Genomic DNA, 24,257 nt, shown 5'->3' with positions numbered 1-24,257 from the left:
GGGGGCCTGCCGTGGCCTGGCCTGCCTGCTTCGGGTGCAGCGCCGCGCCGCGGGTCTATCCGTCTTGACACTGCAAGAGCGCGGTCCGGACAATGCCGCACACCTCAACCGACGGGAGTGCCCGATGCCATTCGTTCGTCGTACCCTGCGCGCCGCGGTGCTGGCCACAAGCCTGGCCTTCGGCGCCGCCGCCCTGCCCGCGCACGCGGCCAGCCTGACCATCGGCCTGTCCGGCGATATCACCTCGCTGGATCCGCACTATCACAACGTCACGCCCAACGCGAACGTCGCCGAGCACATGTTCGAGACGCTGATCGCCAAGGACGAGAAGATGCGCTTCAAGCCGGCGCTGGCGCTGAGCTGGCGCGCGGTCGACGAGACCACCTGGGAGGTCAAGCTGCGGCCCGGCGTGAAGTTCCACGACGGCAGCGAATTCACCGCGCAGGACGTCGTGTTCTCGCTGGCGCGGCCGGCCACCGTGAAGAACAGTCCCTCGCCGTACACGATCTACACCAAGGGCTTCAAGGACGTGGTGGCGGTCGACAAGCTGACCGTGCGCATCACCACCCACGGTCCCTATCCGCTGGTGCCCAACGATCTGTCGACGATCTACATGGTGTCGAAGCAGGCGGCGGGCAACGCCTCCAGCGACGACTTCAACAGCGGCAAGGCGATGGTCGGCACCGGGCCGTACAAGTTCGTCAGCTTCCGCAAGGGCGACCGCATCGAGCTGACGCGCAACGACGCCTACTGGGGCAACAAGCCGCAATGGGACACGGTGTCGCTGCGCATCCTGACCAACGACGCGCCGCGCGTGGCGGCGCTGCTGGCCGGCGACGTGCAGGTGATCGAGAACGTGCCGACCTCGGATATCCGCAAGCTGTCGGCCGATCCGGGCGTGTCGGTGTTCAAGGTGCCGACCTTCCGCATGATGTACCTGCATATGGACAGCGACCGCGAGGTGTCGCCCTTCGTCGCCGACAAGGCCGGCAAGCCGCTGCCCCGCAATCCGCTGAAGGACGCGCGCGTGCGCCAGGCGATTTCGAAGGCAATCTCGCGCCAGGCGATCGTCGACCGCGTGATGGAAGGCGCGGCCGAGCCGACCGGCCAGCTCGTCAACAGCTCGCTGTTCGGCCACGTGCCGGGCCTGAAGCCCGATGCCGCCGATCCGGCGGCGGCCAAGCGGCTGCTGGCCGAGGCCGGCTATCCCGACGGCTTCCAGCTGACGCTGCATACGCCGAACAACCGCTATGTCAATGACGAGCAGGTGGCACAGGCGATCGCTTCGATGCTGACCCGCATCGGCATCCAGACGCGCGTCGAGGCGATGCCGTCGGCGAGCTTCTTCACGCGCGCCAACAAGCTCGATTTCTCGTTCATGCTGGCCGGCTGGGGCGCCGACACCGGCGAGGCCGGCTCGTCGCTGAAGTCGCTGCTGGCGACCTACGATCCCGCCAAGGGCTGGGGCGCATCGAACCGGGGCCGCTACAGCAACCCGGCGCTGGACGCCAAGCTCAGCACCGCGCTGACGACGATCGACGACCGCGCGCGCGAGAAGCTGCTGCAGGAGGCCACCGAGATCGGCATCAAGGACTACGGCGTGATCCCGCTGTACTACCAGATCAATGTGTGGGCGGCGAAGAAGGGCCTGACCGTGATCCCGCGCCAGGACGAACGCACCTACGCGTTCAGCATTACTCGCTGACGGCCCGGGGCGACGCCGGCGCCGGGGTCCGGCTCGGCGCCGGGGTCGGAACGGAAGGCATCACCGACTCCGGCACCAGCGAGTAGATCGCCGCGCGGCAGGGCACGCCCCGCAGCACCAGCCGGTTGCGCGCGACGCATTCGAGCAGCGCGCCGGTCTTCTCGGCGACGCGGCGGCTCGCCAGATTCTGCTCGGCGGCGACGATCTCGATGCGGGTCAGATGCAGGCGATGAAAACCGAAGCAGGCCATCATCCAGGCGGCGCGGGTGGCAAGCCCCTCGCCCTGCCGGCTCTTGCGCACCCAATAGCCCAGGTTGGCCATGCGGTTCTCGGTCGAGATCTGGTTCAGCGCGACGCCGCCGAACAGCACGCGGCCGTCCTCCGAATAGATGCCGATGTCGTAGGAGAGGCCGGCCGCGAGATTGTCCGCGCAGGTATCGATCCACAACTGCGCGTCGCGCACGCTGTAGCGCAGGTGGGCCCAAGGCATCCATGGCGCGAGGCTGGCCATCGACTCCTGCACGGCGGCGGCCAACTGCTCGGCATCGGCCTGTCGAAACGGGCGCAGCGAAAACCCGTCGCCACGCAGGATCGGCACGGTTCCCATCGCGCTCAATCCGAATTGCAAACCGTATCGCCGTCGACCGTCGCCGCGCCCGCCTTGACCAGGCCCGTCACGACCTGCTGCAGCACCTCGGGCAGCGGCGCGCCGTCCAGATAGCGCAGCCGCACGCGCTCGAGCAACGGTGCCTGCGCCATCCACTGCAGCAGCGCGTCGCGCGTCATTTGACGCTGCTCCAGCAGCTTGAACTTGACCAGCACCTTCAGCGCGTGCGCGGCGTTGCGGCGCGGGTCGGCACGCAGATAGTCGAGGCGGCCATTGGCGCGCTCCAGTGCCGCGCCGACATCGGTGAACGGACTGCCATGCCCGGGGATCACCAGCCGCACATCGAGCTCGGCGATCCGCCGCAGCACGGCTTCCTGTTCGGCGAAACCGCTGTCGCCGTCGAGCTCGGGAAAGATCACGCCGAAGCCATGCTGCCACAGCGCATCGCCGGAGATCAGGATGCGCTCGGCCGGCGCGAACAGCATCACCGCGTGCGGGTCGTGCCCGGGCGCTGCGATGACCTGCCAGTCGATGCCGCCCATCCGCATCGACTGGCCATCCTCCAACAGCGCATCGAAGGCGAAGCGATCGCACTGCTGGCCGGTGGCGCGGTAGGTCAGCGCATCGACGTCCCACTGCGCCACGGCACGCGCCTCGGCCGCGGGAATCCACGTGCGCGGCTGCCAACGCCGCTGCAGCAGCGCATTGCCGCCGCAGTGGTCCGAATGCAGATGGGTATTGATCAGCCGCTTCAGGGGCTTGCCGTCCAGCGCGGCCTCGACCAGGGCCAGGGTCTGCTCGGCGTGGCTGACATAGCCGCTGTCGACCAGCACGGTATCGTCCCCGTCGATCAGCAGCACGTTGTTGGCCGACAGCCAACCGCGTTCGAACACGCGGATGCCGGCGGGCAGCCTCTGGCCTGCTGCGCCTGGCTCGCTTGCCGTGGATTGCGTCATGGCCGGCCTGCTTGCATCGTGTCGGACGCGTCGGACATATCGGACGGGCGGGACGTATCCGACGTGCCGGACATGTCGGACGCGGTGGCCGCGTCCGCTGCCGCGGCGCGTTGCGGCAGCGCCTGCCAGATGGCGCGCTTGTCGTCTTCGCTGCGATTGGCCCAGCCCGCGATCTCGTCGATGGTACGGAAGCAGCCCTCGCAATAGCCGTGCTGGCCCATGCGGCAGACATCGCGGCACGGCGAGGCGACCGGCTTCGCATATTGGGCGGCAAGCGCGCGGCGGCGCAGGTCGGCGATCAATTTGGGGTCGGCTGACATGGGGACGAATGGCCTGGCTGATCGACGCAGTGTAGCGCCATTGGGCGGACGGCACAGCCTTACGGATTGGGCGCCCCGCACTTCCCCGGATCAGCGGAATCAGCGGATCAGCCGGATCAGCCGGATCAGCGGATCAGCCGAAGACTCCGAATCGGCGCCTGACCAGTACCGGACGTTGCTCGGGGGGCGCGGCGTCGACCATTGCAAGGTATTGGCGGCGCGCGTCCCTCCACGCCTGCCGGCTGCGCGCGTCGGCAGGCGAACGGGCGAACCAGTGCGACACCTGGTCGAGCAGGCCGGTTCGGGCTCGCTCACGGGCAGGCAGCGCCGCGACCGCCTGCCATAGTGCCTGGCGGCAGCTGTCGAAACCGCGCCAATCGACCGGCCGCGCGCCTTTGGGCCCCGACTCCATGTCGATCAGACTCGGCAGCAAGTCGCCGCGTTGCCGCGGCGACAACGCCGGCAGCAGCGCGATCGCATGCCGCACTGTGGTCAGATGAAAGTGCCGCTCGTACGATGGAGCGAACAGCGCGCGGGGCACGCACAGGTTGGCGATCATGCTCAGCGTGCTGGCAAAAGGCAACTTCTCGACTTGCCTCCATACGGCATCGACGAAGGCGGGGATCGCGTCCGCCGTCCACGCCGGCCGGGCGGACTTCGCCAGGCCGTCGTGCAATTGCAGCATGGTGTCGCCGATGCCGACCAGCGCCGAGACCGCCCTGGTGTCCAGGCCGGCCGCCGTACCCTCCAGTTGCGCCAATGCCTGGGTCAGGCCGACGACCCGCGGTTGCCAGACTTCGTCCAGACGGACGCCGCATTGATGGCACTGCGACACCACGGCACCGAGCAGCGACGCCTGCAGCGCCGCATTCGGCAACGGCGGTTCCATCGCGGCCAGCCCCACGTCGATCCACAGCTCGGGCACCACGCGATTGCGCGACAGCGCGACGATCCACTCCGCCTGCTCGAGCTTCGGCAGGCAGATCAGCGCACTGTCCAGCGCATCGCTGTATCGGCCGTAGTCCCGCGCCGTGCGGGCGCGGTACCACAACGTCAGAGGTCTCAACAGGCGATGGTGGACCGCCAGGTCCACCACCCGCTCGAACAGCTCCATCGTATGCGGTCCGGTGTACAGGTATGCCGGCAGGTTGGCCAGCATCGCCGCCTGCTGCTGCGGCGGCAACCGCTCGAGCCGGGGCAGCAGCATCGGCTCCCACTGCTGGGCATCGGCCAGGTACACCAGGCATCTCGCGATCTGGCTCACATCCATCTCCGTGTCGCCGTCTTGCGTTTTCGGCGGCGCCAGGGCGGCCCACATCGCGTTCCAGGCGGCGAGCCGCGCGGGCCGGGCCAGCAGCGCGAACAGCAGTGCGTCGATCGCGCGGCGGTCATGGGCTGGCAGGTTGGCCGCGTTCTCCAGCCATCTGCCTGCCGCAAGGCGGGCCCTATCCTTGGCGCCCTGGTTCGGCAGCGCGGACAACGCCTGCAACAGCGCCTTGAGCAGAAGAGCGGCCGCCTGAGTCGGCCACGTGATCGCCGTTGCCACCAGGTGCTCCCATACCGCCACGCCAGTGCGGAACGACGTTTCGCCGCCTCGCGCCTCGGCCGGCCAGTCGTGTGTCAGCATGGCGGGCGACGAGATGCGAAACAGGGCCGCGAGCGCATGCGCGCCGGCGGCCGGATCGAGCTCGGCCAGGGGCAGGGCCTGCTGGGCCATCGGCACTGCCTTCGATGGTGGCAAACGGGACGGCTGCGCAACAAGGGCAACCAGCGCGACGAGCTCGTCGATGACACGGGGCCGCTCGGCCGCCGGTACCACCCGCGCGGCCAGCACCCAGCACGAGTCCGGCACCAGCAGCGCGCGCACGCGGTCGGCGATCGACAGCATCGGGCTCCTGCACAGCCGCAGGGCCGCGCCGACCCGATCGGCCAGTGGCAGACGCTCGAGCGCGCCGCAAAGCTGGTACGCCAGACGCTGTACCTCGCGTCTGTCGTCACGGTCGACACATGGCAACTGCGCCAGCCGGGAAGCCAGCACGCGCAGCGCTACCGCACCGCCGTCGCCGTCGGGAAACGCCTGCTCGATCCCGCCCAGCACGGTCTGCAGGGCGGCGCGACGCTGGCTGGCCGGCAGCACCGAAATGCGGCCGGCCGCCCGCTTCAATGCCTTGTCGCGCGTCGATCGATCCGGCGGAGCGGCGAACGGTGCGTCCGCCGTTTTCGGCGACAGATGGGCGAGCGCGCGGCGCAGCGCCGCCAGCGTCGTCCATGATTCCGCGTGCAGCAAGGGCACGCAGTGCGCCATCGGTTCTGCGAAGCGAGAGCAGACCTGCCGCAGGGCATGGCAGTCCTGCAAGCCGAGTCTCGCGCTGATCGCGTGCAGCAAGGGCAGCGGCAGCGCCTCGAACCGTGACAGCGTGCTGGCGTCGCGCCGATCGCGCATCGCGGCACGCTCGCGTCGGCATCGCGCTTCCTGTTGCATCGCGCGCGCGGACAACGCGAACATCCAGGACTCCATCTCGCGACAGTCACTCTTGGTCAGCGTCCACCGCGTCCCGCCCTCCAGCCGAAACAGCGACCGTATGACATCGAGCAATCGGTCAAGCAAGCTGCCGGGCAAGCGGCGCGGCCGGCCCGATGCATCGAGCCGGATCGCCACAAAGGTGTCATCGTCCAGACGCTCGATGCGGACCGGCTCACCGCCGCGGAAACGGAAGACGCCAACGGTCTGTGCGCCGCCCGACGGCGGACGTCCCAGGCGGGACAGCGCGGCAATGCTGTCCGCATGGGCCGGCTCGTAGAGATACTTGGGAGGATGCGGCATGGGGAAGCTCGTCAGTGCGCAAGGGGCCCGCCATCAACCGGGTGCCGACGCGGCGATTGGGCTCGGGTCGGCATCGGGATTCGGTGCATCGACGCCCGCGGGCGCCGCCTCTGGGGACAATGCCGCCTTGGCCAGGCCGCGCCACTGGGCGACGCAGGGCTGGTCCACGGCCGCGAGGCGATCGCACAGCGCCGCATAGTCCGCGACGCAATCGAGCCACATCGATCGCAGGCTGTCGTCCTTGGGAGCACGCGTGATCCAGGGTCCCGCGGCGGCCAGCATGCGCAAACGATGGCCCGCCGGCACGGCGCTGCGCAACATGTTCCACTGCGCCAGGCGGGTGGCATCGAAACCGGTGCTGGCCGCTTCGATATGCGCGCTGGCCAGCTCGACCAGCAGCTCCCCACGCTGCGCGATCGGCACCTGGGCAGCGCTGCGCGAGGCCAGTTTTATCATATGAGCGAGGCTCGATCGGGACAGATAGTCGTAGAACATGGCGGCAGTGTTGCGCCGTGACCCCGCATTGCGATCGAGCAGGGTCTGGACGATCGCCATCCGCGTCGAGGCCCGCATCCGTTCGATCCAGTACCAGATTCGCCGCACGATCGCATCTGCCGCCGATACATCGTCCCCGCGCTTGCCCAGGCTTGCCGCCATGGCCGTGGTGTTGCCGAGCACGGCCATCGCGGTGGCGAATTCGTCCTGCCCCTGCACCGGCGCGCTGGCCTCCAGCTCGTCGGTCAACGTTCCGACGTGGCCGAGCCGCTCGCGCAGTGCGCCGCCGGCGCGAATCTCCTGCTCGTAATGCCAGGCCATCAGCGTGGCCAGGCGGACGCGCGTGGGCGCCTCTTTCGCGCTTGTGCAGGGCTTCTCCAGCCGGCTCATCGCCAGCGTGGCGGCATTGGGCGAGCGGGCCTCGCCGCCCTGCATCACGTCATGCAGCGCGTCGAACAGCCTGGCCGGCTCCATTCGGCGGAGCAACGACTCGACCTGGCGCCGCTGCGCCCATGACAGCGAGCCGGCCAAGTACCACCACAACGCGGCTCCCGGGCTGTCGTGCTGCTTTGCCAGCCGCATCGATTCCTCCACCACGGCGGCCAGGCAACCGGGTTCGTCGCGCATGGCCTCCAACGGCAGCATCGTCAACAGCCGGGCCCGCAGCGCGGGCGCGAGGGGAGCGCCATGGCGATCGTCCAGGGGCGCTGGCCAGCCGGCCAGCGACGGCACGCACCACAGCATGTTGATCAGCTTGCCGGCGAGGCGAATGGCGTGCGCCTCATCGTCATGCCGGCCATTGCGCCAGTCGGACCATCTGGCGTGCCAATAGACGGCACGGTCCTCCAGCGGCAGACGGTGGATCAGCCCCGCGCCGAGGTCGACCCGCTGCGATGCCGACAGCGAAGCCGTCTCGATCCATGTGCGGAAGGCCGCGGTGCAGGCCACCGCCGCCGCCTCCGGCAATTCACGCAGGCTGCCACGCAGGCCGTGCACCACCGGTTCGAACATCGTCGCCGGCAGCGCACAGGCTTGCTGGAAGAGCGAGCGCCACCGCGCCTCGTCCTGCGCGGCATCGCCACTGGCGACCCATGCGGTGCCTATCGTTTCCAGCAGGATCGCCTTCGAGGCGGGGCAATCCGCGGCGTCGTCCTGCGCATCGACCAGCATGGCGTGCAGCACACCCGGGCTGGCGAGAGTGTGGCCTCGCTCGAACAGGGCACACAGCAGGTTCCGTCCCGCGCGCGCCCGATCCGACGCCGGCAGCCGCCCCACCACGGCAAACCAGTTTCCGCCAGTGCGGGTGAGCGCCGTAAACGCCAATCGCACATCCCGCGGCCTCGGACTGCCCAGCACCGCGCACAGCGCGGCGTATTGCAGCTCGTCCGGCAAGGCGAGGATCATGCCGAGGAGACGGTCGGCGATGGCATGACGGTCGGCATGGCAAACCGGATTGAGGGCCGTGGCGATCGCGGCAAGCACGCCGGCGCGCGCGCCGGGATGGTCCAGACGCTCCGCGGCATCGAGCAACGCCGCGCAGGCGGCCGGCTGCTGCCCATTCAGCAGGACACGCACGCGCGCGGCAAGCGCGGCGAGAACGGAGGCCCGGTCGGCCATCGGTACCGGCCAGCAGGGGTCGTGTCGCCGATGCCAGCCGGCCATATCGGCGATGACGGCGAGCATGGCAGACAACGACGCGGCATTCGATACCCCTTGCATGGCCCGCGCGACCAGCGTCTGGCTGACGATGGCGCGCTTCGCGTCCCTGCTGACCATGGCGAGCGCCAGCACGTCTTCCGGCTGCAGGAATCGGCATGCCTGACGCCACAGGGCCGATGGAACGTGCGTTGGGACGTGCATTGTCACGGGCGGGCAGTGGGCACTGGGGGCCGGTTCGGCTCGCCCACCCGCCGCGGTACGATCCGTCGCGGCGGACCCCTGTGGCTGCCGGGACCACCACGCCCGCTCGATCCGTTGCCGCTGCTTGACGAGGCTGCGGGCGTCGCGCGCACCGATGGCCCAGCTACGGCCGCCCGCGAGGCCAAACAGACTGCGAAGCCAATCGATCAGCCGCTGCCAGGGCGATCGGGGCTCGGCGGCGTGCACGCGTTCGGCACGCACCGGCTTCCCTTTGAGCCAGACGATATTGACGGGGTATGCGCGGCGAAAGACGGGCTGCAGGCGTTCGACGTCTTCGAGGCGCGGCGGCGGCGGGCCGTGGTAGATGTAGTGGAACGATTCGGGCATGGCGTTCCGGCGAGGCCGGTGAGCATGACGTGGGGAGGCGAGCCTGACCCGGTATTGTTCCCACGTGGTGCCTCGCCGCTTGTCAAAAGCGCGGCAAACGCAAGCCTTTCAAGCAACGTAACGCCATGGCGCGCCGTGTCGCCGATGCCCCCGATGGCCCCCGAATATCCCTGAATACCCCGATGGCCTCACGATGGCCCCGACGGCCCGTTCAGGACCTCGGCGCCGGCGCCGAATCCTTACGCGCCGCCCGCGCGTTCCCGCTTGGCGGCGACCTTGTCGTTGAAGCGCGCCGCGTCGATCAGATGGCGCTCGTGCACGCCTTCGGAGATCTTGTCCTCGCCATCCCAGGCGGACAGCTCGAATCGCAGCTTGCGGCCCTCGATCGCCGTCAGCACGCCCTTGACCGTGACCGTCATGCCGGCCGGCGTCGGCGCCAGATGCGTGAAGCTGACCAGCGTGCCGAGCGATTGCTCGCGCGGCCAGTCCAGGTACTGGCGCAGCATCTGCAGGCAGGCGCATTCCATGATGCCAACCATGTAGCCGGTGGCCAGCACGTCGGGCATCTCGGGACAGCCAGGCACGTCGTCGTAGAGATTGGGCACGGTCGCCTTCGGCGGCACCGTATAGCGCCAGGTGAAGGCCAGGCCGGGCTTCAGATCGGGGCTCATGCCGCGCCCTCCTGGGCCACGTCGGCCACTTCCGCGCCGGTGATCGCCTGCAGCTGCTGCGGGGTCAGGTTGAACACCGCGTGCGGATGGCCGGCGGCCGCCCACAGGCTGTCATGGCGGAACAGGTCGCGATCGAGCAGCATCACCGGCGCGACCGCATGGCCGATCGGGCAGACGCCGCCGATGGCATAGCCGGTCTTCTCGCGAACGAAACGCGCATCGGCCTTGCCCAGCGCGCCGACTCGCGCGGCGACCTTGGCCTCGTCGACGCGATTGCTGCCGCTGGCGATCACCACCACCGGCGCATCGTCGTCGAGCCGCCGAAAGACGATCGACTTGGCGATCTCGGCGACGGAGCAGCCCAGGCCGGCGGCGGCCTCGGCCGAGGTCTTGCCGGTCGACGGCAGCATCACGATCGGCTTGTCATGGCCCAGTTCGGCGAGCAGGCGCGCCACGCGCTGGGCGGATTCGGGCAACGCGGCCTCGGTGGCGGTGCCTGCGGACAACGACAAGGGTTGGGCGAGGTTCTGCATCGGGCTTCGGTCTCCGCGCGTTCCTGTTTTTGGTTGGATAGGTCGGACAGGCTCAGGCTCAGGCTCAAGCTCAGGCTCAGGCTCAGGCTCAGACTCAAGCTCAGGCCCAGGCCCAGGCCCAGGCGCAGGCCCAGGCTCAGAATCAAACGCAGGCCGCGGCGTTCCCCTCGGCCTTGTCGGCGGCCCATTTGGTCAACAGCGCGCGGCCCACCCGCGAGTTGTTGGCGCGGCCGATCGCCTGCGAGATGAAGTCGCCGGCGCGCACCACCTGCTCCAGGTCGATGCCGGTGCGCACGCCCATGCCGTGCAGCATGTACAGCACGTCCTCGGTCGCCACATTGCCGGTTGCGCCCTTGGCATAGGGGCAACCGCCCAGGCCAGCCACCGAGGCGTGGAAGATCTGGATGCCGACGTCGAGGCTGGCGAGGATGTTCGACAGCGCCTGGCCATAGGTATCGTGGAAATGGCCGGACAGGCGGTCCAGCGCGAACTCGCCGGCGGCGGCGCGCATCACCTCCTGCACGCGGGCCGGCGTGCCGACACCGATGGTATCGGCGATGTCGATCTCGTCGCAGCCCAGGTCGCGCATCCGGCGTACCACGTCGACCACCGCCGCGACCGGCACCTCGCCCTGATAGGGACAGCCCAGCGAGCACGAAATGCTGCCGCGCAAGCGGATGCCCTTCTCCCTGGCCGCGGCCGCCACCGGCTCGAAACGCGCGATCGACTCGGCGATCGAGCAGTTGATGTTCTTCTGCGAGAAGGCCTCGCTGGCCGCGCCGAAGATCACCACTTCATCGGCGCCGGCCGCCACCGCGCCCTCGAAGCCTTTCATGTTCGGCGTCAGCACCGAATACAGCGTGCCGGGCCGGCGCTGGATGCGCGCCATCACGTCGGCGCCGTCGGCCATTTGCGGCACCCACTTGGGCGACACGAAGGAGGCCGCCTCGATATTGACGAAGCCCGCCTCGGTCAGCCGGTCGATCAGCGCGACCTTGGTGTCGGCCGGCACCATCGCCTTCTCGTTCTGCAGGCCGTCGCGCGGCCCGACCTCGACGATCTTCACGTAGTTGGGTTGGTTCATCGCTGCTCCTCGTCTGGTGGTGGCCGCCGCTCGCGGCGGCGGTCCGGTTTTTCGTGGCGCGGGTCAGTAGCCGCGCTGCAGATCGACCACGCCGGCGATGGGCCGGCCGTCCCGCAGCGCGCGGATCTTGTCGGCGATCTGCGCGATGCTGTCCTCGCGCAGCGTCAGCGCCGAGATATGCGGCGTGATGGTGATGCGCGGCTCGCCCCAGAACGGATGTTCGGGCGGCAGCGGCTCGGTGCGGAACACGTCCAGCGTCGCGCCGGCGATCTGGCCCTGCTGCACCGCTGCCAGCAGATCCTCTTCGACGAGGTGCGGGCCGCGCGCGACGTTGATCAGATAGGCGCCCTTGGCCAGCCGGTTCAGCAGCGCCGCGTCGATGATGTTCTCGGTTTCCGGCGTCAGCGGCAGCACGTTGACCAGCACGCGCAGCCCGTCGAGGAAGGTAGCCTGCCCTGCCTCGCCGGCATGGCACTGCACGCCCTCGACGGTCTTCGGCGAGCGGCTCCAGCCGCGCACCGGAAAGCCGAACGCAGCCAGCGTGCGGGCGATATGCGCGCCCAGCGTGCCGACGCCCATCACGCCGATGGTGAAATCGGCGCGGCGATTCGGCTTGAGGAATTTCCAGGTGCCCGCCTGCTGCTGCGCCGCATAGTCGTCGAGCCGGCGGAAATAGCGCAGCACCGCGTGGGTCACGTACTCGGCCATCTGCGCGCCCATGCCGGCATCGTCGAGCCGCACGATCGGCACGCCGGCCGGCAGCGCGTCCGGGTCGGTGTCGCGCAGCCGCAGGATGCCGTCCACGCCGGCGCCCAGATTGAACACGGCCTTCAGGTCGCGGCGTCCCTTCAGCATCTCGAGCGGCGGGCGCCAGACCACCGCATAGTCGACCGGCTGTCCCTGGCTCTCTTCCCAGGTGACGCACTGCGCCTCGGGCAGGGCCTGCGCAAACCCCTCGATCCACGGCGCATAGCGGCCATCGGGCACGTACAACTGCAGCTTCATCGCTTCTCCACGTCTTTGGTCTTGTCCCGGCGTATTGTCTCAGACTCCGTCATTCTCCAGCCGGCGCCGGCAGAGCCGGGACGGGATCGCCTACCATTCCGGTTCCATCCAGTGCTCGATACGCTGGCGCGCCATGTGGTGTTCGACTGACAGGCCTCGCACCCGGGCGAGGAAGGCCGACTTCGCCTTTTCCCATGCCCGGGCCTCGGCGCGGTCCGCTGGCCGGCCGGCGAACCATAGCGCGAGGCGTTCCGCGGCCACCGCAAACTCCCTGTCCGGCAACGCGACGGTCTTGAGGTGGATCTGCATGCGCGCACTGCCAAAGTGGGCGCCGAGGTTGGACTGGCCATCGAGCATGTATTCGGCCTTCGCCAGCCCCACCAGCAGATTGGCGCGGCCCGGCATGTCGTCCGATATTGCCTGCGCGGCACGAAGCAGCGTCCTGCCGGCCCAGAATTGCGGCGTGCGGCGTATCTCGTTCGGCTGCAACGGCTCCTTCAGCATGATCAGCGCATCCAGCATGGCGCGACGGTCGGCGGGCGGCAGCGCATCCGCAAGCGCCCAGGTCGCCTCGAACAACGCGTCGATGCGACCGGCGCGTGCAATGTCGGGCTGCTCGTTCGCCACCAGAATGATGCTGTTGATCAGCTGCGCCAACCGCGGCAGAGCGGCGCCGCCGCGATCATGGCGGCACGTGGCCTGTACCAGCGGCCGCAACGCCTCTGCCAGCGCCAGCGCAGGCTCCACCTGCTGGCTGACGATCTGCGTATCGGCCCATGCGGCCACCGCCATCGCCACCCGCTCGCCGGCGTCTCCCGTCGCACCGTCGCCATCCCGGACGATACGCTCCACGAGCCGGGCCAGGTCCGGTTGCAGCGCAAGCAGATCCGACAGGCTCCACTGCGGCGCCGCATCCCGATGACCACGGTACTCGAGCCATTGCACCAGCGCCTCGCAATGGCGCGGCCAGTCGAGATGCTTCCGGATGGCCGCGGCGGTCTCGGCCTTCGGCCGCCACTGGCATCGCAGCAGCGGGAAAACGGGCCCACCGCTCTCCATCAGCTTCATCGCGGCCTGGTGAAGCTCGGGCTTCAATGCCTTGACGTCGAGCTGGCCGAAGAAGAACCGCCTCATCTCGACGAACTGGACCAGGGCGAGCAGCATATCGGCGCGCTGATTCGGCGAGGCCTTGCGATCGTCCATGCAGAAGTTCACCACGCGCTGCCAGCCCTCCTGCGCCGGCACCCACGCGAGCTCACGCGCGGCCTGGGCGCCCAGGTGGCCAAGTTGCCCGGTTTCGATACGGTCCCACACCGCCGACCAGCGTTTGGCCAACCCTTCCGTCGATTTCATGTGCGCCAGCCGGGCAAGGAGCCTGACCTGCTGTTCGCAGGTCAGCTTCACGCTGGCTTGCCAGGCATCGAGCAACGCCACCGCCTTCGCCCATTCGACACTGTCGGCCTCGAGACGCTCGAGGCTTCTGGAGAGGGCATACGCGAGTTCGACGGCTTCCGTGGCGGGCAATGCGGGCAACTGCTGACGCAGCGCATGCCAGCGATCCAGCGCGGCCGCGAGCAGCTCGCGATCGTCGTTCCCGCCAGGCCTTGCGATCTTCTTCAGGCATGTGGCCAGCGCAAACAGTTGCCGCCCCGCCAGAGCGGGCCGGGCGAGCCGGTCGCCCCTGGCATCGGCAAGCAGTTCGTCCCAGCGGCTGACGGCCGGCTCGGCGGTGCCGGGCTGGTGCAGAAAGGCCTCGGTGATGGCGACAAGACGCTCCCGCTGTTCCTGCGGCGTCTGCGAGCGGATCAGCGCGGCGTAGGCTGCCTTGTCGGGCAAGAGCACGGCGGCCGCCTTTTCGCGCTGCTCCTTGGGCAGCGACATCAGCAGCGCGGCGCGTACGCGCAGGCCGGTGCGGCCCTCCAGGCCCGCGGCCTGTCGGCACAGATAGTCCAATGCCGCGCCGTGCCGCCCCCCTTCCAGCATCGGGATGCGCTCGGCAAGCGCGACGACGAGCGCCTCCTTCTGTCCTGGCATCAGCCTGTCCGCTCGGGTGGGATCGGCCTGCTGCCCGGTGTCCAGACCGTAGTCCGCCGCAACCTTCTGCAGGCCCTCCAGCGTGCGCAGGCCGCGCGCGCGGGCCAGGGCGCCCTGCAGAGCGAGCTCGCCGTGCATCGCGTACTGCATGCGCTTCGAGGTCAGTCCGATCGCGGCACGATCGCGGCTATTGAGGCAACCGAGCACGACTGTCCAGGCCGCCTCGGCGCAAGCAAGCGCCGGCAGGTCCGTTGGTGGCCGCGTCGATTGCGTCGATTGCGTCGATTGCGGCGGCGCGGACGTCGTGAAGGATCGCAGATGCCGTTGCCTGTCCTGCGCCCAGCGCTGTCCGATCACGTCGTTGCTGTCGCGCTTGTTCAGATACCACGACGCGCCGCCCTCGGCCTTGAACAGGGTCTTCAACCAGTACAGCAGCGCATGAAGGGGACCGGGTGACGTGGCATGCTTGACGAGCCGCTCGGCTCGCATGCCGCGGTCGTCCATCCTGATGGAGACGGCATAGCCGTCGAAGCGGAACACGCCGAAATCGTGTTCGGGGGATCGGGTGGCGGAGGTGGCGGCCGCGGCGGCGGCGGCCGCGTTGCATGGCGGCGGTGCGCAGGCGTCGAGGGTGTATCGGGGCATGGGAAACTCAGGATGTGCGATTGAGGATTTCCTCGTGCCGCGAAGCCATGCGGTCCGGTGCCGACCTGCCGATGGCGCCCGCCCCGGGGAACCCGGGAGAGCGCCGATGCCGTGGGCTCGATGTCAGGCGGGGCACCCGGGCACCGGCCTCGCGAAAACAAGGCATCGGGCCATTGTCAACGCGACGCCGCAGCCGGCTTGCGGGAAGGCATGCGAATCTTGCATTTCGCAACGCAAGTACCGCACGCCCTGCCCGCGAAGCTTCAACCCGCCTTGGCCTCGAAGCCGAGCAACTGCTCGCCTTCGCCGACCTGGTCGCCGACCCCATACAGCACTTCGCCGACGACGCCGTCGGCCGGCGCGCTGATGGTGTGCTCCATCTTCATCGCCTCCATCACCAGCAGCGGCGTGCCGCGCGTGACGGTGGCGCCCGCCTCGACCATCACGGCGATCACCTTGCCCGGCATCGGCGCGGTCAGCTTGCCGCCCTCGCCTTCGGCGTCGCCCGCGTGCGCAAGCGGGTCCTGCCATTCCAGCGCGACGTGGCGTCCGCCGGCGAACACATGGAAGACATCGCCGTCGCGATGCACCTGGCCGTGCGCGCGCCGCGTGCCCAGGTCCACCTGGACGTCGTCGGCGACGCAATGCGTGCGGAACGGCGCGGCCTGGTCGGCATAGAACAGCGTGCTGCCCTGCGCATCGGCCTGCAGCGTGACCTCCAGCGTGTCCGCGCCATGCGCGAAGCGCAGCACCCGCTGCGCGCCCGCGTTCAGCCGCCACGGGCCGGCATGGGTCCATGGCGAATGTGGATCCGCGGCATCGATGCGGCGCTCGCGCGCCTCGGCATCGAGCAGCGCGGCCACCGCCAGCGCGATCAGCTCCATGCCGACCGGCGCCGGCGGCGCGAACAGCGTGGCCTCATGGCGCGCGATCAGGCCGGTGTCGAGGTCCGCCCTGGCGAACGGCTCCGAGGCCACCAGCCGCTGCAGGAAGGCGATATTGGTCGACAGGCCGACCACGTGATAGGCGGCGAGCGCCTGCCGCATGCGCGCCAGCGCCTCGTCGCGATCCTTGCCCCAGACGATCAGCTTGGCAATCATCGGGTCGTAATACGGGCTGATCGCATCCCCCTCGCGCACGCCCGAATCGATCCGCACGCCGGCGGGGCCGTGCACGTCTTCGCCCCGCATGAACTGCACCGCGGGCGGCGTGCGCAGGTAGCGCAGCGTGCCGGTCGACGGCAGGAACTGCTTGTCGGGATTCTCGGCGTAGACGCGCGCCTCGAGCGCATGGCCGTCGATGCGCAGCTGCTCCTGCGACAGCGGCAGCGGCTCGCCGGCGGCCACGCGCAGTTGCCATTCGACCAGGTCCTGGCCGGTGATCATCTCGGTCACCGGGTGCTCGACCTGCAGCCGGGTGTTCATCTCCATGAAGTAGAACGAGCCGTCCTGATTGGCGATGAATTCGACCGTTCCGGCACCGACGTAGCCCACCGCCTTGGCCGCCGCGACCGCCGCCTCGCCCATCGCGCGGCGGCGCTCCGCGGTCATGCCGGGCGCCGGCGCTTCCTCCAGCACCTTCTGATGGCGCCGCTGCACCGAGCAGTCGCGCTCGAACAGGTAGACGCAGTTGCCCTGCGTGTCGGCGAACACCTGGATCTCGATATGGCGCGGCCGCGTCAGGTATTTTTCGACCAGCACCTTGTCGTCGCCGAAGCTGGCGCTGGCCTCGCGCTTGACCGAGGCCAGCGCGGCGTCGAAGCCGGCGGCGTCCTCGACCACCCGCATGCCCTTGCCGCCGCCGCCCGCGCTCGCCTTGAGCAGCACCGGATAGCCGATGCGGTCCGCCTCGCGGCGCAGCAGCGCCGGGTCCTGGTCCTCGCCGTGATAGCCCGGCACCAGCGGCACCGCGGCGCGTTCCATCAACTGCTTGGCCGCGCTCTTGCTGCCCATCGCGCGGATCGCCGATGCCGGCGGCCCAATGAACACCAGCCCGGCCGCGGCGCAGGCCTCGGCGAAACCCTCGTTCTCCGACAGGAAGCCGTAGCCGGGGTGGATCGCCTGCGCGCCGGTCGCGCGCGCCATCTCGATGATGTGGTCGCCGCGCAGATAGCTGTCGCGCGCCGCGGCGCCGCCGATATGCACGGCCTCGTCGCAGTAGGCGACATGGCGCGCCTGCGCGTCCGCGTCGGAATAGACCGCGACGGTGCGGATGCCCAGGCGCCGGCAGGTAGCGGCGACACGGCAGGCGATTTCGCCGCGGTTGGCGATCAGGATCTTGGTGAACATGGCTCCTCCTTGTTGATGGGGAACGGCGACCGGCTGGCTGCTGGTGTCCGCGCCGCGCGCAACGCCCCGTCGTCCCCGCGCATGCGGGAACCCGGCGGCTTGCGCAAGTCGCCGGGGCCCCGCTTTCGCGGGAATGCGGGGTGGACCGCAGGCACGGACACCTTCGTCATCCCGCGTGTCCTTCCGCGCGGATGCCGAGCCGGCCCAGCAGCGCGCGATCGCGCTCGGCCTGCGGGTTGCCGGTGGTCAGCAGCTTGTCGCCGTAGAAAATCGAATTGGCGCCGGCCAGGAAGCACAGCGCCTGCAACGCTTCGTCCATGGCCTCGCGGCCGGCGGACAGGCGCACCATCGCGCGCGGCATCGTGATGCGCGCGACCGCGATGGTGCGGACGAACTCGAACGGGTCCAGCGGCGCGGTGCCGGCCAGCGGCGTGCCCTCGACCTGGACCAGATTGTTGATGGGCACCGACTCCGGATACGGGTCCATATTGGCCAGCTGCGCGATCAGGCCGGCGCGCGCCTCGCGCGTCTCGCCCATGCCGACGATGCCGCCGCAGCAGACGTTGATGCCGGCGTCGCGCACATGGCCGATGGTGTCCAGCCGGTCCTGGTAGGTCCGCGTGCTGATGATCTCGCCATAGAACTCCGGCGAGGTATCCAGATTGTGGTTGTAGTAATCGAGGCCGGCGTCCTTCAGGCGCTGCGCCTGCTCGGCGCGCAGCATGCCGAGCGTGACGCAGGTCTCCAGCCCCATGGCCTTGACCTCGCGCACCATGTCGATCACGGGTTCGAGATGGCGGTCCTTCGGGCTGCGCCAGGCGGCGCCCATGCAGAAGCGCGTGGCGCCGTTGGCCTTGGCGGTGCGCGCCGCCTCGAGCACGTCTTCGAGCGCCATCAGCTTGCCGGCCTTGACGCCGGCATCGTGGTGCGCGCTCTGCGGGCAATAGCCGCAATCCTCCTCGCAGCCCCCGGTCTTGATCGACAGCAGCGTCGACAGCTGCACGGTATTGGCGTCGAAGTGCTCGCGATGGACCTGCTGCGCGCGGAACAGCAGGTCGTTGAACGGCAGCGCGAACAGCGCGGCGACCGCGTCGACGGTCCAGCGGGCGTTGTTGCCGCTGGTATCGTCGGTGCCGGCCTGAGTGGCCTGAGTGGCTTGAGTGGCTTGAGCGACCTGCTGGCGCGCGCTCTGGCGCAGCGAATCGGCGGAAATGGTGGCGATGGTAGTCATGTCGGGTCGAATTCTGTGGTCAGGCGGCGCGCTCGATGGGCGCGTCGCCGGGATGTCGGGTGGGGTCGAGCAGCGCGGCCAGGTCGAGGCAGCGCGCGGCCTGGTCGGCAGGCAGTTGCCAGGGCAGCGTGCCGAGGCAAGGCGTGCCGATCGCGTCGAAGGCACCGCGCAGCGTGGCGATGTTCTCGTCGGCCAGCAGCATGTCGGGGTCGATCCGGTTGGCGATCCAGCCGGCCAGGCGCAGCCCGCGCGCGCGTACCGCCTCGGCGGTCAGCAGCGCATGGCTCAGGCACCCCAGCCGGATGCCGACCACCAGGATCACCGGCAGGCCGAGCCGGACCGCGAGATCGGCGGTGTCCCAGCCGTTCGGGCCGCCGGCCAGCGGCACGCGAAAGCCGCCGACGCCTTCGACCACCACCGCGTCGGCCTGCGCGCGCAGCGCCGCAAACGCCGACAGGATCGGCTCGGCTTCAATGCGAACGCCGTCGGCCTGGGCCGCCAGATGGGGCGAGCACGGCGTGCGCAGCAGCCAGGGGCAGGTCTGCGCGAGCGGCACGTCGACGCTGCTGGCCGCGCGCAGCAGCGCGACATCGTCGTTGTGCCACTGGCCGTCGCGCCAGTCGCAGCCGCTGGCGACCGGCTTCATGCCGACCGCCGTGCGGCCCTGCGCGGCAAGCGCGTGCAGCAGCGCCGCGCTGGCGTGGGTCTTGCCGACCCCGGTATCGGTGCCCGTCACGAAGCAGGCGAATGGGGAAACTGGGCTCATGCGGCCTCCCTGCACGGCGGCGTGGCCCGTGCCGCCAGCGCACCCAGCGCCGCCAGCAGGGCCGCGACGTCCGCTTCGCGATGCGCGGCGGACAGCGTGATGCGCAGCCGCGCGGTGCCCTCGGGCACGGTCGGCGGACGGATCGCGCCGACGCGGATGCCGGCCTGCTCCAGTCCCGCCGACAGCGACAGCGCCGCGGCGTTGCCGCCGACAATCAGCGGCTGGATCGCGGTCGCGCTGTCGGCCAACTGCCAGCCAGCGCGGGCGGCCATCGGCGCCAGACCGGCACGCAATTCGGCGATGCGCTGCCGCAGCGCCGCGCGCCGCTGCGCGCCCTCGTCGCCCTCGATCAGCGCGAGGCTGGTCAGCAGCGCATGGGCAGACGCCGGCGGCGCCGCCGTGGTGAAGATATACGTGCGCGCGGTATTGACCAGATGTTCGACGATCAGCCGATGCGCGGCGACGAAAGCGCCCGCCACGCCGGCCGCCTTGCCGAGCGTGCCGATATAGACCAGCCGCTGCGACGACAGGCCCAGTTGCTCGAGCACGCCGTGGCCGCGTTCGCCCAGCACGCCGAAGCCGTGCGCATCGTCCACGATCAGCCAGGCATCGTGCCGCTCGGCCAGCGCCAGCAGTTCGGCCAGCGGCGCGACATCGCCGTCCATGCTGAAGACACCGTCGGTAACGACCAGCTTCAGCGGCGATTCGCTGGCGGCGAGCAGCGCGTCGAGCGCGGCGACATCGCCATGCGGGTAACGCTGCACGCTCGCGCGCGCCAGCCGCGCGCCGTCGATCAGCGACGCGTGGTTCAGCGCCTCGCAGAACAGCGTGGCATCGGCACCGCCGAGCGCGGTCAGCACCGCCAGATTGGCCATGTAGCCGGTGCAGAAGTACAGCGCGGCCGCGCCCGGAATCGATTCGGCGTACCAGCGCGCCAGTTCGGTCTCGAGGCGGTGATGCGCAAGGCCGTGCCCCGTGACCAGATGCGAGGCCCCGCTGCCCGCGCCCCAGCGCCGCGCACCCTCGGCAAAGGCATCGACGATGGCCGGATGGTTGGCGAGCCCGAGGTAATCGTTGCTGCTGAAGCCCAGCAGGGAACGCGGCTCGGCCTCGCTGCCGTCGGCCAGCACGGCGCCGACGGTCTGCCGGGGCGCGCACGGCGTATGCGCGATACGGCGAGTACGGGTCAGCGCCTGGCGTTCCCGCTCGGCCGCGGCCTGGCTCAGTCGATCAAGCAGCATGACGCGCCTCCCTGGCCGAACCGGCCGGTGCGACCACGCTGTCGAGCGCGGCCAGCAGACGCTCGCCGAGCCAGCTGGCCAGCGGCGCATCGAAGACGTAGGGCGGCATCACGTACAGCGTGTTGCCGATCGGCCGGATCAGCACGCCGCGCTCCAGCGCGGCCCGATGGAAGTCCGCGGCGAACGTTTCGGTGGCGAACGGCTCGCGCAGATCGGCGGCCCAGATCAGCCCGCGCTGGCGCACGTGGCACAGCCGCGCATCGGCGGCCAGGCCGGCCAGCCCCTGCGCCAGCCACTGCGCGCGCTGCCGGTTCATCGCCAGCACGTCGTGCTGCGCGAACAGGTCCAGTGTCGCCAGCGCCGCGCGGCAGGCCAGCGGATTGCCGGTGTACGAATGCGAATGCAGGAAGCTGCGCGACAGCTCGTCGGCGACGAAGGCCTGCTGGATCGCGCTGCGCGTCAGCACCAGCGACAGCGGCAGATAGCCGCCACTGATGCCCTTGGACAGGCACAGGAAATCGGGCCACTGCTGCGCGCCTAGCGGGGCCTCGCCACGCGACTGTTCCCACGCGAAGAAAGTGCCGGTGCGCCCGCAACCGACCGCGATCTCGTCGGCGACCAGATGGACCCGGTAGCGGTCGCACAGCGCTCGCACGCCGTCCAGATAGGCCGGATCGTGCATCGCCATGCCGGCCGCGCACTGCACCAGCGGCTCGACGATCAGCGCCGCGATGCTGGCGGCGCGCTGCTGCAGCAGCGCTTCGAGTTCGTCGAGCGCGCGCTGCGCGACCTCGCGCGGCGACTCGCCGGACGCCGCCTGGCGCGCGTCCGGCGACATCGCCACGTGGGCGCGCATCAGCAGCGGATCGTAGGCATCGCGGAATACCGCGACATCGGTGACCGCCAGCGCGCCGACGGTCTCGCCGTGATAGCCGTGGCGCAGGCAGACGAACTCGCGCTTGCCCGGCAGCCCGCTGTTGCGCCAGTAGTGGAAGCTCATCTTCAGCGCGATCTCGACCGCCGAGGCGCCGTCCGACGCGTAGAACGCATGGCCGAGCGCGCCGCCGGTCAGCGCCGACAGCCGTTCCGCCAGCTCGACCGCCGGACCGTGGGTGCAGCCGGCCAGCATCACGTGCTCGAGCGTGTCGAGCTGGTCCTTCAGCGCGGCGTTGATGGCGGGATTCGCATGGCCGAACAGATTGACCCACCACGAGCTGGTGGCGTCGAACAGGCGCCGGCCTTCGTCGTCGTAGAGCCAGGGCCCTTCGCCGCGGACCACGGCCAGCGGCGGCCGGTCGCCGCCCGGACGCAGGCGCGTGCAGGGATGCCATACCGCGCGCTGGCTGCGCGCGGCGAGCCCGTTGCCGTCCTGCCGCGCGGGCGCGGCGGGCGGGTCAGTGGGGGCGGTTTGCAAGGACTGGGTATGCAAGGGAGTCCTCCATGGTTGGCCGGCCGCGCGCGTGCCGTTCCGGGTGGGCCCGGGCGGCGCGGGGAACGCGGCTGGATTGGGAGAACGCATGGTAGGAAGGTCCTTGCGGGCTTGGCAAACGGCGCCGGATTTGCGCGTTATGGGCGTGTTGGCGTCAGATTCTCCGTAGTTGGGCGACGAAGCCGCGATCGCCCACCACTGCGCGCGCATCTGCGCACATCGTCGCCGCCGGCGGCGCGGACATCGTTGGCATCGCGCACATCCTCGGCATCGCGGACATCGTCGATCTCATCGGGATCATCGCTTCAGGCCGGCCGCCACGACGGGCTGCGCTTTTCGAGGAAGGAGCGCACGCCCTCGCGGCCCTCGTCGGAGGCGCGGATCGCCGCGATGCGCTCGGCGGTATCGGCCAGCAGGTCGTCGTCGATGGCGCGGCCGGCGATGTCCTGCACCAGCCGCTTGCTTTCGCGCACTGCGTTCGGGCTGTTGGCGACCAGCGCGGCGGTCAGCTCGGCGACCTTGGCGTCGAGCCCGTCGGCCGGCACCACCGCATGCACGAAGCCCAGCCGCAGCGCCTCGGCCGCATCGAAGCGTTCGGCGGTGATGAAGTAGCGGCGCGCCGCCTGCTCGCCCATCGCGCGGATCACGTACGGGCTGATCGTCGCCGGCAGCAGCCCCAGGCGCGCTTCGGACAGGCAGAAATGCGCGTGGTCGGCCGCCACCGCGATATCGCAGGCCGCCACCAGGCCGACGCCACCGGCATAGGTATCGCCGTGGATGCGCGCGATCACCGGCTTCGGACACGCCCAGATCGTATGCAGCATCTGCGCGAGCTGCAGCGCGTCGGCCCGGTTCTCGTCGTGCGAGTAGCCGGCCATCTTCTTCATCCAGTTCAGGTCGGCGCCGGCGCAGAACGCGGGCCCCTGCCCGGCCAGCACGATCGCGCGCACCTCGGGCGTATCGCCCAGCGCGCGGAAGGCGCCGCTCAGCTCGGCGATCACGGTCTCGTTGAAGGCGTTGCGCACATCGGGGCGGTTCAGCGTCACCGTGGCGACATGGCGCTCGACGGTCACGGTCAGGGTGGTGAATTCCATCGTGGTCTCCTGGCAGTTCTGGTGTGGATTGCGTTTTCGGCTATCTGCGGGCGTCGTTCGGTCGACCGTCGATCGGCCGCCCTTCGATCGGTCGGACGCCGTTCGGCCGGACGTCATTCGGTCGGACCGCGCTCGCGGCCGCCGGCCGGTTCAATGGCCGCGGCTCGAAGCCGGCATCGCGCAGCGCGTTCTCGGCCAGCGGCTTCCAGCGCGTCAGGCCCCGCGCGAACAGCTGGTGGCCGTCCTGCCCGAAGGCCGGCAGCGCGTGGTACTTGCCGACGCCGCCGGCACCGCGGAAGGCCTCGAACCATTGCGCCGGATACGGTCCCATGTAGCGGTCGTTGGTCGTGTAGATCCAGTGCGTCGGCACGCGCGCGCTGCGGCCGTATTCGGCGAACAGCGCGGCCTGCTGGTCGGGCGCGCAGGGCTCGCCCGGATGCAGGCGCGGATCGCCGCCGCCGCCGCCGGCGAAGTTCAGCACCAGCCGGACACCCGGCGGGTTCTTCGCCGCCAGCGCGATCACCGCCGCGCCGCCGAACGACTGGCCGACCAGCACGACCCGCGACACGTCGATCTCCGGCCGCGAGCGCGCCATCTCGATCACCTGCAGCACCTGCTGCGCGGCCACCTCGAAGCCGGGGCGATAGTTCTTGCGCGTGCAGCTGCCGGTGTTCTCGATATCGTCGCCACCGCTGGCACCATAGCCGATGCGCGTCGGCACCAGCACCTGGAAGCCGAGCGAGGCGAAATACGCGGCCTGCTCGGCCAGCCGCACGCGGCCCAGCCGGGCGCGCGCATAGGGATCGGGCGCGCGACCGTGGTTCAGCACCAGCAGCGGATAGCGCTGGTGGCCGGGCTCGCGGAACGCGGTGACGACAATGCGCTGCGAGACCTGTCGCCCGTGCGCATCGGTAACCGTCACCGGCACCGACCAGGTCTCCTCGAGCGGCGCGGCGCCGGCCGGCAGCGCGGCCCATGCCAGCAGGCACAGCGCCAGCCGGGCGAACGGCACGCTGCGGCGAACATCGCGGGCGGCATCGCGGGCATCATGGGCACCTGGCGCGCGGCAACGACGCAGCATC

At 70.0% G+C, this 24,257-nt stretch carries 18 protein-coding genes; 1 reads left to right on the top strand and 17 read right to left on the bottom strand.

Going from position 1 to position 24,257, the window contains the following annotated elements; translation table 11 throughout:
- The first annotated feature begins 124 nt into the window (after positions 1 to 124).
- On the top strand, positions 125 to 1,705 hold the full coding sequence (locus tag F1599_RS08320; RefSeq protein WP_149317273.1) for an ABC transporter substrate-binding protein: 1,581 nt from the start codon (positions 125 to 127) through the stop codon (positions 1,703 to 1,705).
- Here F1599_RS08320 and F1599_RS08315 read toward each other — a convergent pair.
- The 17 genes from F1599_RS08315 to F1599_RS08235 all read right to left on the bottom strand — a co-directional run bounded on the left by F1599_RS08315 (position 1,695) and on the right by F1599_RS08235 (position 24,256).
- Positions 1,695 to 2,312, bottom strand: a complete 618-nt coding sequence (locus F1599_RS08315; RefSeq protein ID WP_149317599.1) for a GNAT family N-acetyltransferase — start codon at positions 2,310 to 2,312, stop codon at positions 1,695 to 1,697. The genes F1599_RS08320 and F1599_RS08315 overlap by 11 nt on opposite strands.
- 5 nt (positions 2,313 to 2,317) lie before the next feature.
- Positions 2,318 to 3,268, bottom strand: coding sequence for an MBL fold metallo-hydrolase (locus tag F1599_RS08310; protein ID WP_150082738.1), 951 nt, complete (start codon positions 3,266 to 3,268; stop codon positions 2,318 to 2,320).
- Entirely contained in the window at positions 3,265 to 3,570 is a 306-nt protein-coding gene (locus F1599_RS08305; RefSeq protein ID WP_317845735.1) for a DUF1289 domain-containing protein, read from the bottom strand. Before F1599_RS08305 ends, F1599_RS08310 begins: the two co-directional genes overlap by 4 nt.
- A 151-nt stretch (positions 3,571 to 3,721) precedes the next feature.
- Complete coding sequence (locus F1599_RS08300) at positions 3,722 to 6,412, bottom strand: hypothetical protein (protein WP_150082736.1); 2,691 nt, start codon at positions 6,410 to 6,412, stop codon at positions 3,722 to 3,724.
- Between the two features lie 33 nt (positions 6,413 to 6,445).
- Positions 6,446 to 9,154 carry a hypothetical protein gene (locus F1599_RS08295; RefSeq protein ID WP_150082735.1) on the bottom strand — a complete coding sequence of 903 codons (2,709 nt, stop codon included), beginning with the start codon at positions 9,152 to 9,154 and terminating at the stop codon, positions 6,446 to 6,448.
- 239 nt (positions 9,155 to 9,393) lie between these two features.
- Positions 9,394 to 9,825 (bottom strand): thioesterase family protein, encoded by a 432-nt coding sequence (locus F1599_RS08290; RefSeq protein ID WP_150082734.1) that lies wholly within the window; start codon positions 9,823 to 9,825, stop codon positions 9,394 to 9,396.
- Complete coding sequence (locus F1599_RS08285) at positions 9,822 to 10,358, bottom strand: YbaK/EbsC family protein (RefSeq protein ID WP_150082733.1); 537 nt, start codon at positions 10,356 to 10,358, stop codon at positions 9,822 to 9,824. The genes F1599_RS08290 and F1599_RS08285 overlap by 4 nt, the downstream gene beginning before the upstream one ends.
- A 142-nt stretch (positions 10,359 to 10,500) precedes the next feature.
- Positions 10,501 to 11,442: a hydroxymethylglutaryl-CoA lyase gene (locus tag F1599_RS08280; RefSeq protein WP_150082732.1), complete on the bottom strand. Its 942-nt coding sequence runs from the start codon at positions 11,440 to 11,442 to the stop codon at positions 10,501 to 10,503.
- Between the two features lie 63 nt (positions 11,443 to 11,505).
- Complete coding sequence (locus F1599_RS08275) at positions 11,506 to 12,447, bottom strand: 2-hydroxyacid dehydrogenase (RefSeq protein ID WP_150082731.1); 942 nt, start codon at positions 12,445 to 12,447, stop codon at positions 11,506 to 11,508.
- A 90-nt stretch (positions 12,448 to 12,537) separates the two neighbouring features.
- On the bottom strand, positions 12,538 to 15,126 hold the full coding sequence (locus F1599_RS08270) for a hypothetical protein (RefSeq protein ID WP_150082730.1): 2,589 nt from the start codon (positions 15,124 to 15,126) through the stop codon (positions 12,538 to 12,540).
- A gap of 263 nt (positions 15,127 to 15,389) precedes the next feature.
- The gene (locus F1599_RS08265; protein WP_149317283.1) at positions 15,390 to 17,414 is read right to left on the bottom strand and encodes an acetyl/propionyl/methylcrotonyl-CoA carboxylase subunit alpha; all 2,025 of its coding nucleotides are present in this window, start codon (positions 17,412 to 17,414) and stop codon (positions 15,390 to 15,392) included.
- A 166-nt stretch (positions 17,415 to 17,580) separates the two neighbouring features.
- Complete coding sequence (bioB, locus tag F1599_RS08260; protein WP_150082729.1) at positions 17,581 to 18,645, bottom strand: biotin synthase BioB; 1,065 nt, start codon at positions 18,643 to 18,645, stop codon at positions 17,581 to 17,583.
- A gap of 19 nt (positions 18,646 to 18,664) precedes the next feature.
- A complete protein-coding gene (gene bioD, locus F1599_RS08255; RefSeq protein WP_149317285.1) occupies positions 18,665 to 19,411 on the bottom strand; it encodes a dethiobiotin synthase in 747 nt (248 codons plus the stop codon).
- Positions 19,408 to 20,652 carry an 8-amino-7-oxononanoate synthase gene (bioF, locus tag F1599_RS08250; RefSeq protein WP_150082728.1) on the bottom strand — a complete coding sequence of 415 codons (1,245 nt, stop codon included), beginning with the start codon at positions 20,650 to 20,652 and terminating at the stop codon, positions 19,408 to 19,410. The genes bioD and bioF overlap by 4 nt, the downstream gene beginning before the upstream one ends.
- A complete protein-coding gene (gene bioA, locus F1599_RS08245; RefSeq protein ID WP_455423654.1) occupies positions 20,642 to 22,066 on the bottom strand; it encodes an adenosylmethionine--8-amino-7-oxononanoate transaminase in 1,425 nt (474 codons plus the stop codon). The genes bioF and bioA overlap by 11 nt, the downstream gene beginning before the upstream one ends.
- Positions 22,067 to 22,386: 320 nt before the next feature.
- A complete protein-coding gene (locus F1599_RS08240; protein ID WP_149317288.1) occupies positions 22,387 to 23,175 on the bottom strand; it encodes an enoyl-CoA hydratase/isomerase family protein in 789 nt (262 codons plus the stop codon).
- Positions 23,176 to 23,215: 40 nt separating this feature from the next.
- Complete coding sequence (locus tag F1599_RS08235; RefSeq protein ID WP_150082726.1) at positions 23,216 to 24,256, bottom strand: alpha/beta hydrolase; 1,041 nt, start codon at positions 24,254 to 24,256, stop codon at positions 23,216 to 23,218.
- Position 24,257 lies beyond the last annotated feature (1 nt).

It is taken from the genome of Cupriavidus cauae, assembly GCF_008632125.1.
In the GTDB taxonomy this organism is placed as follows: Bacteria; Pseudomonadota; Gammaproteobacteria; order Burkholderiales; family Burkholderiaceae; genus Cupriavidus; species Cupriavidus cauae.
This window is presented reverse-complemented; position numbering and strand designations above follow the sequence as displayed.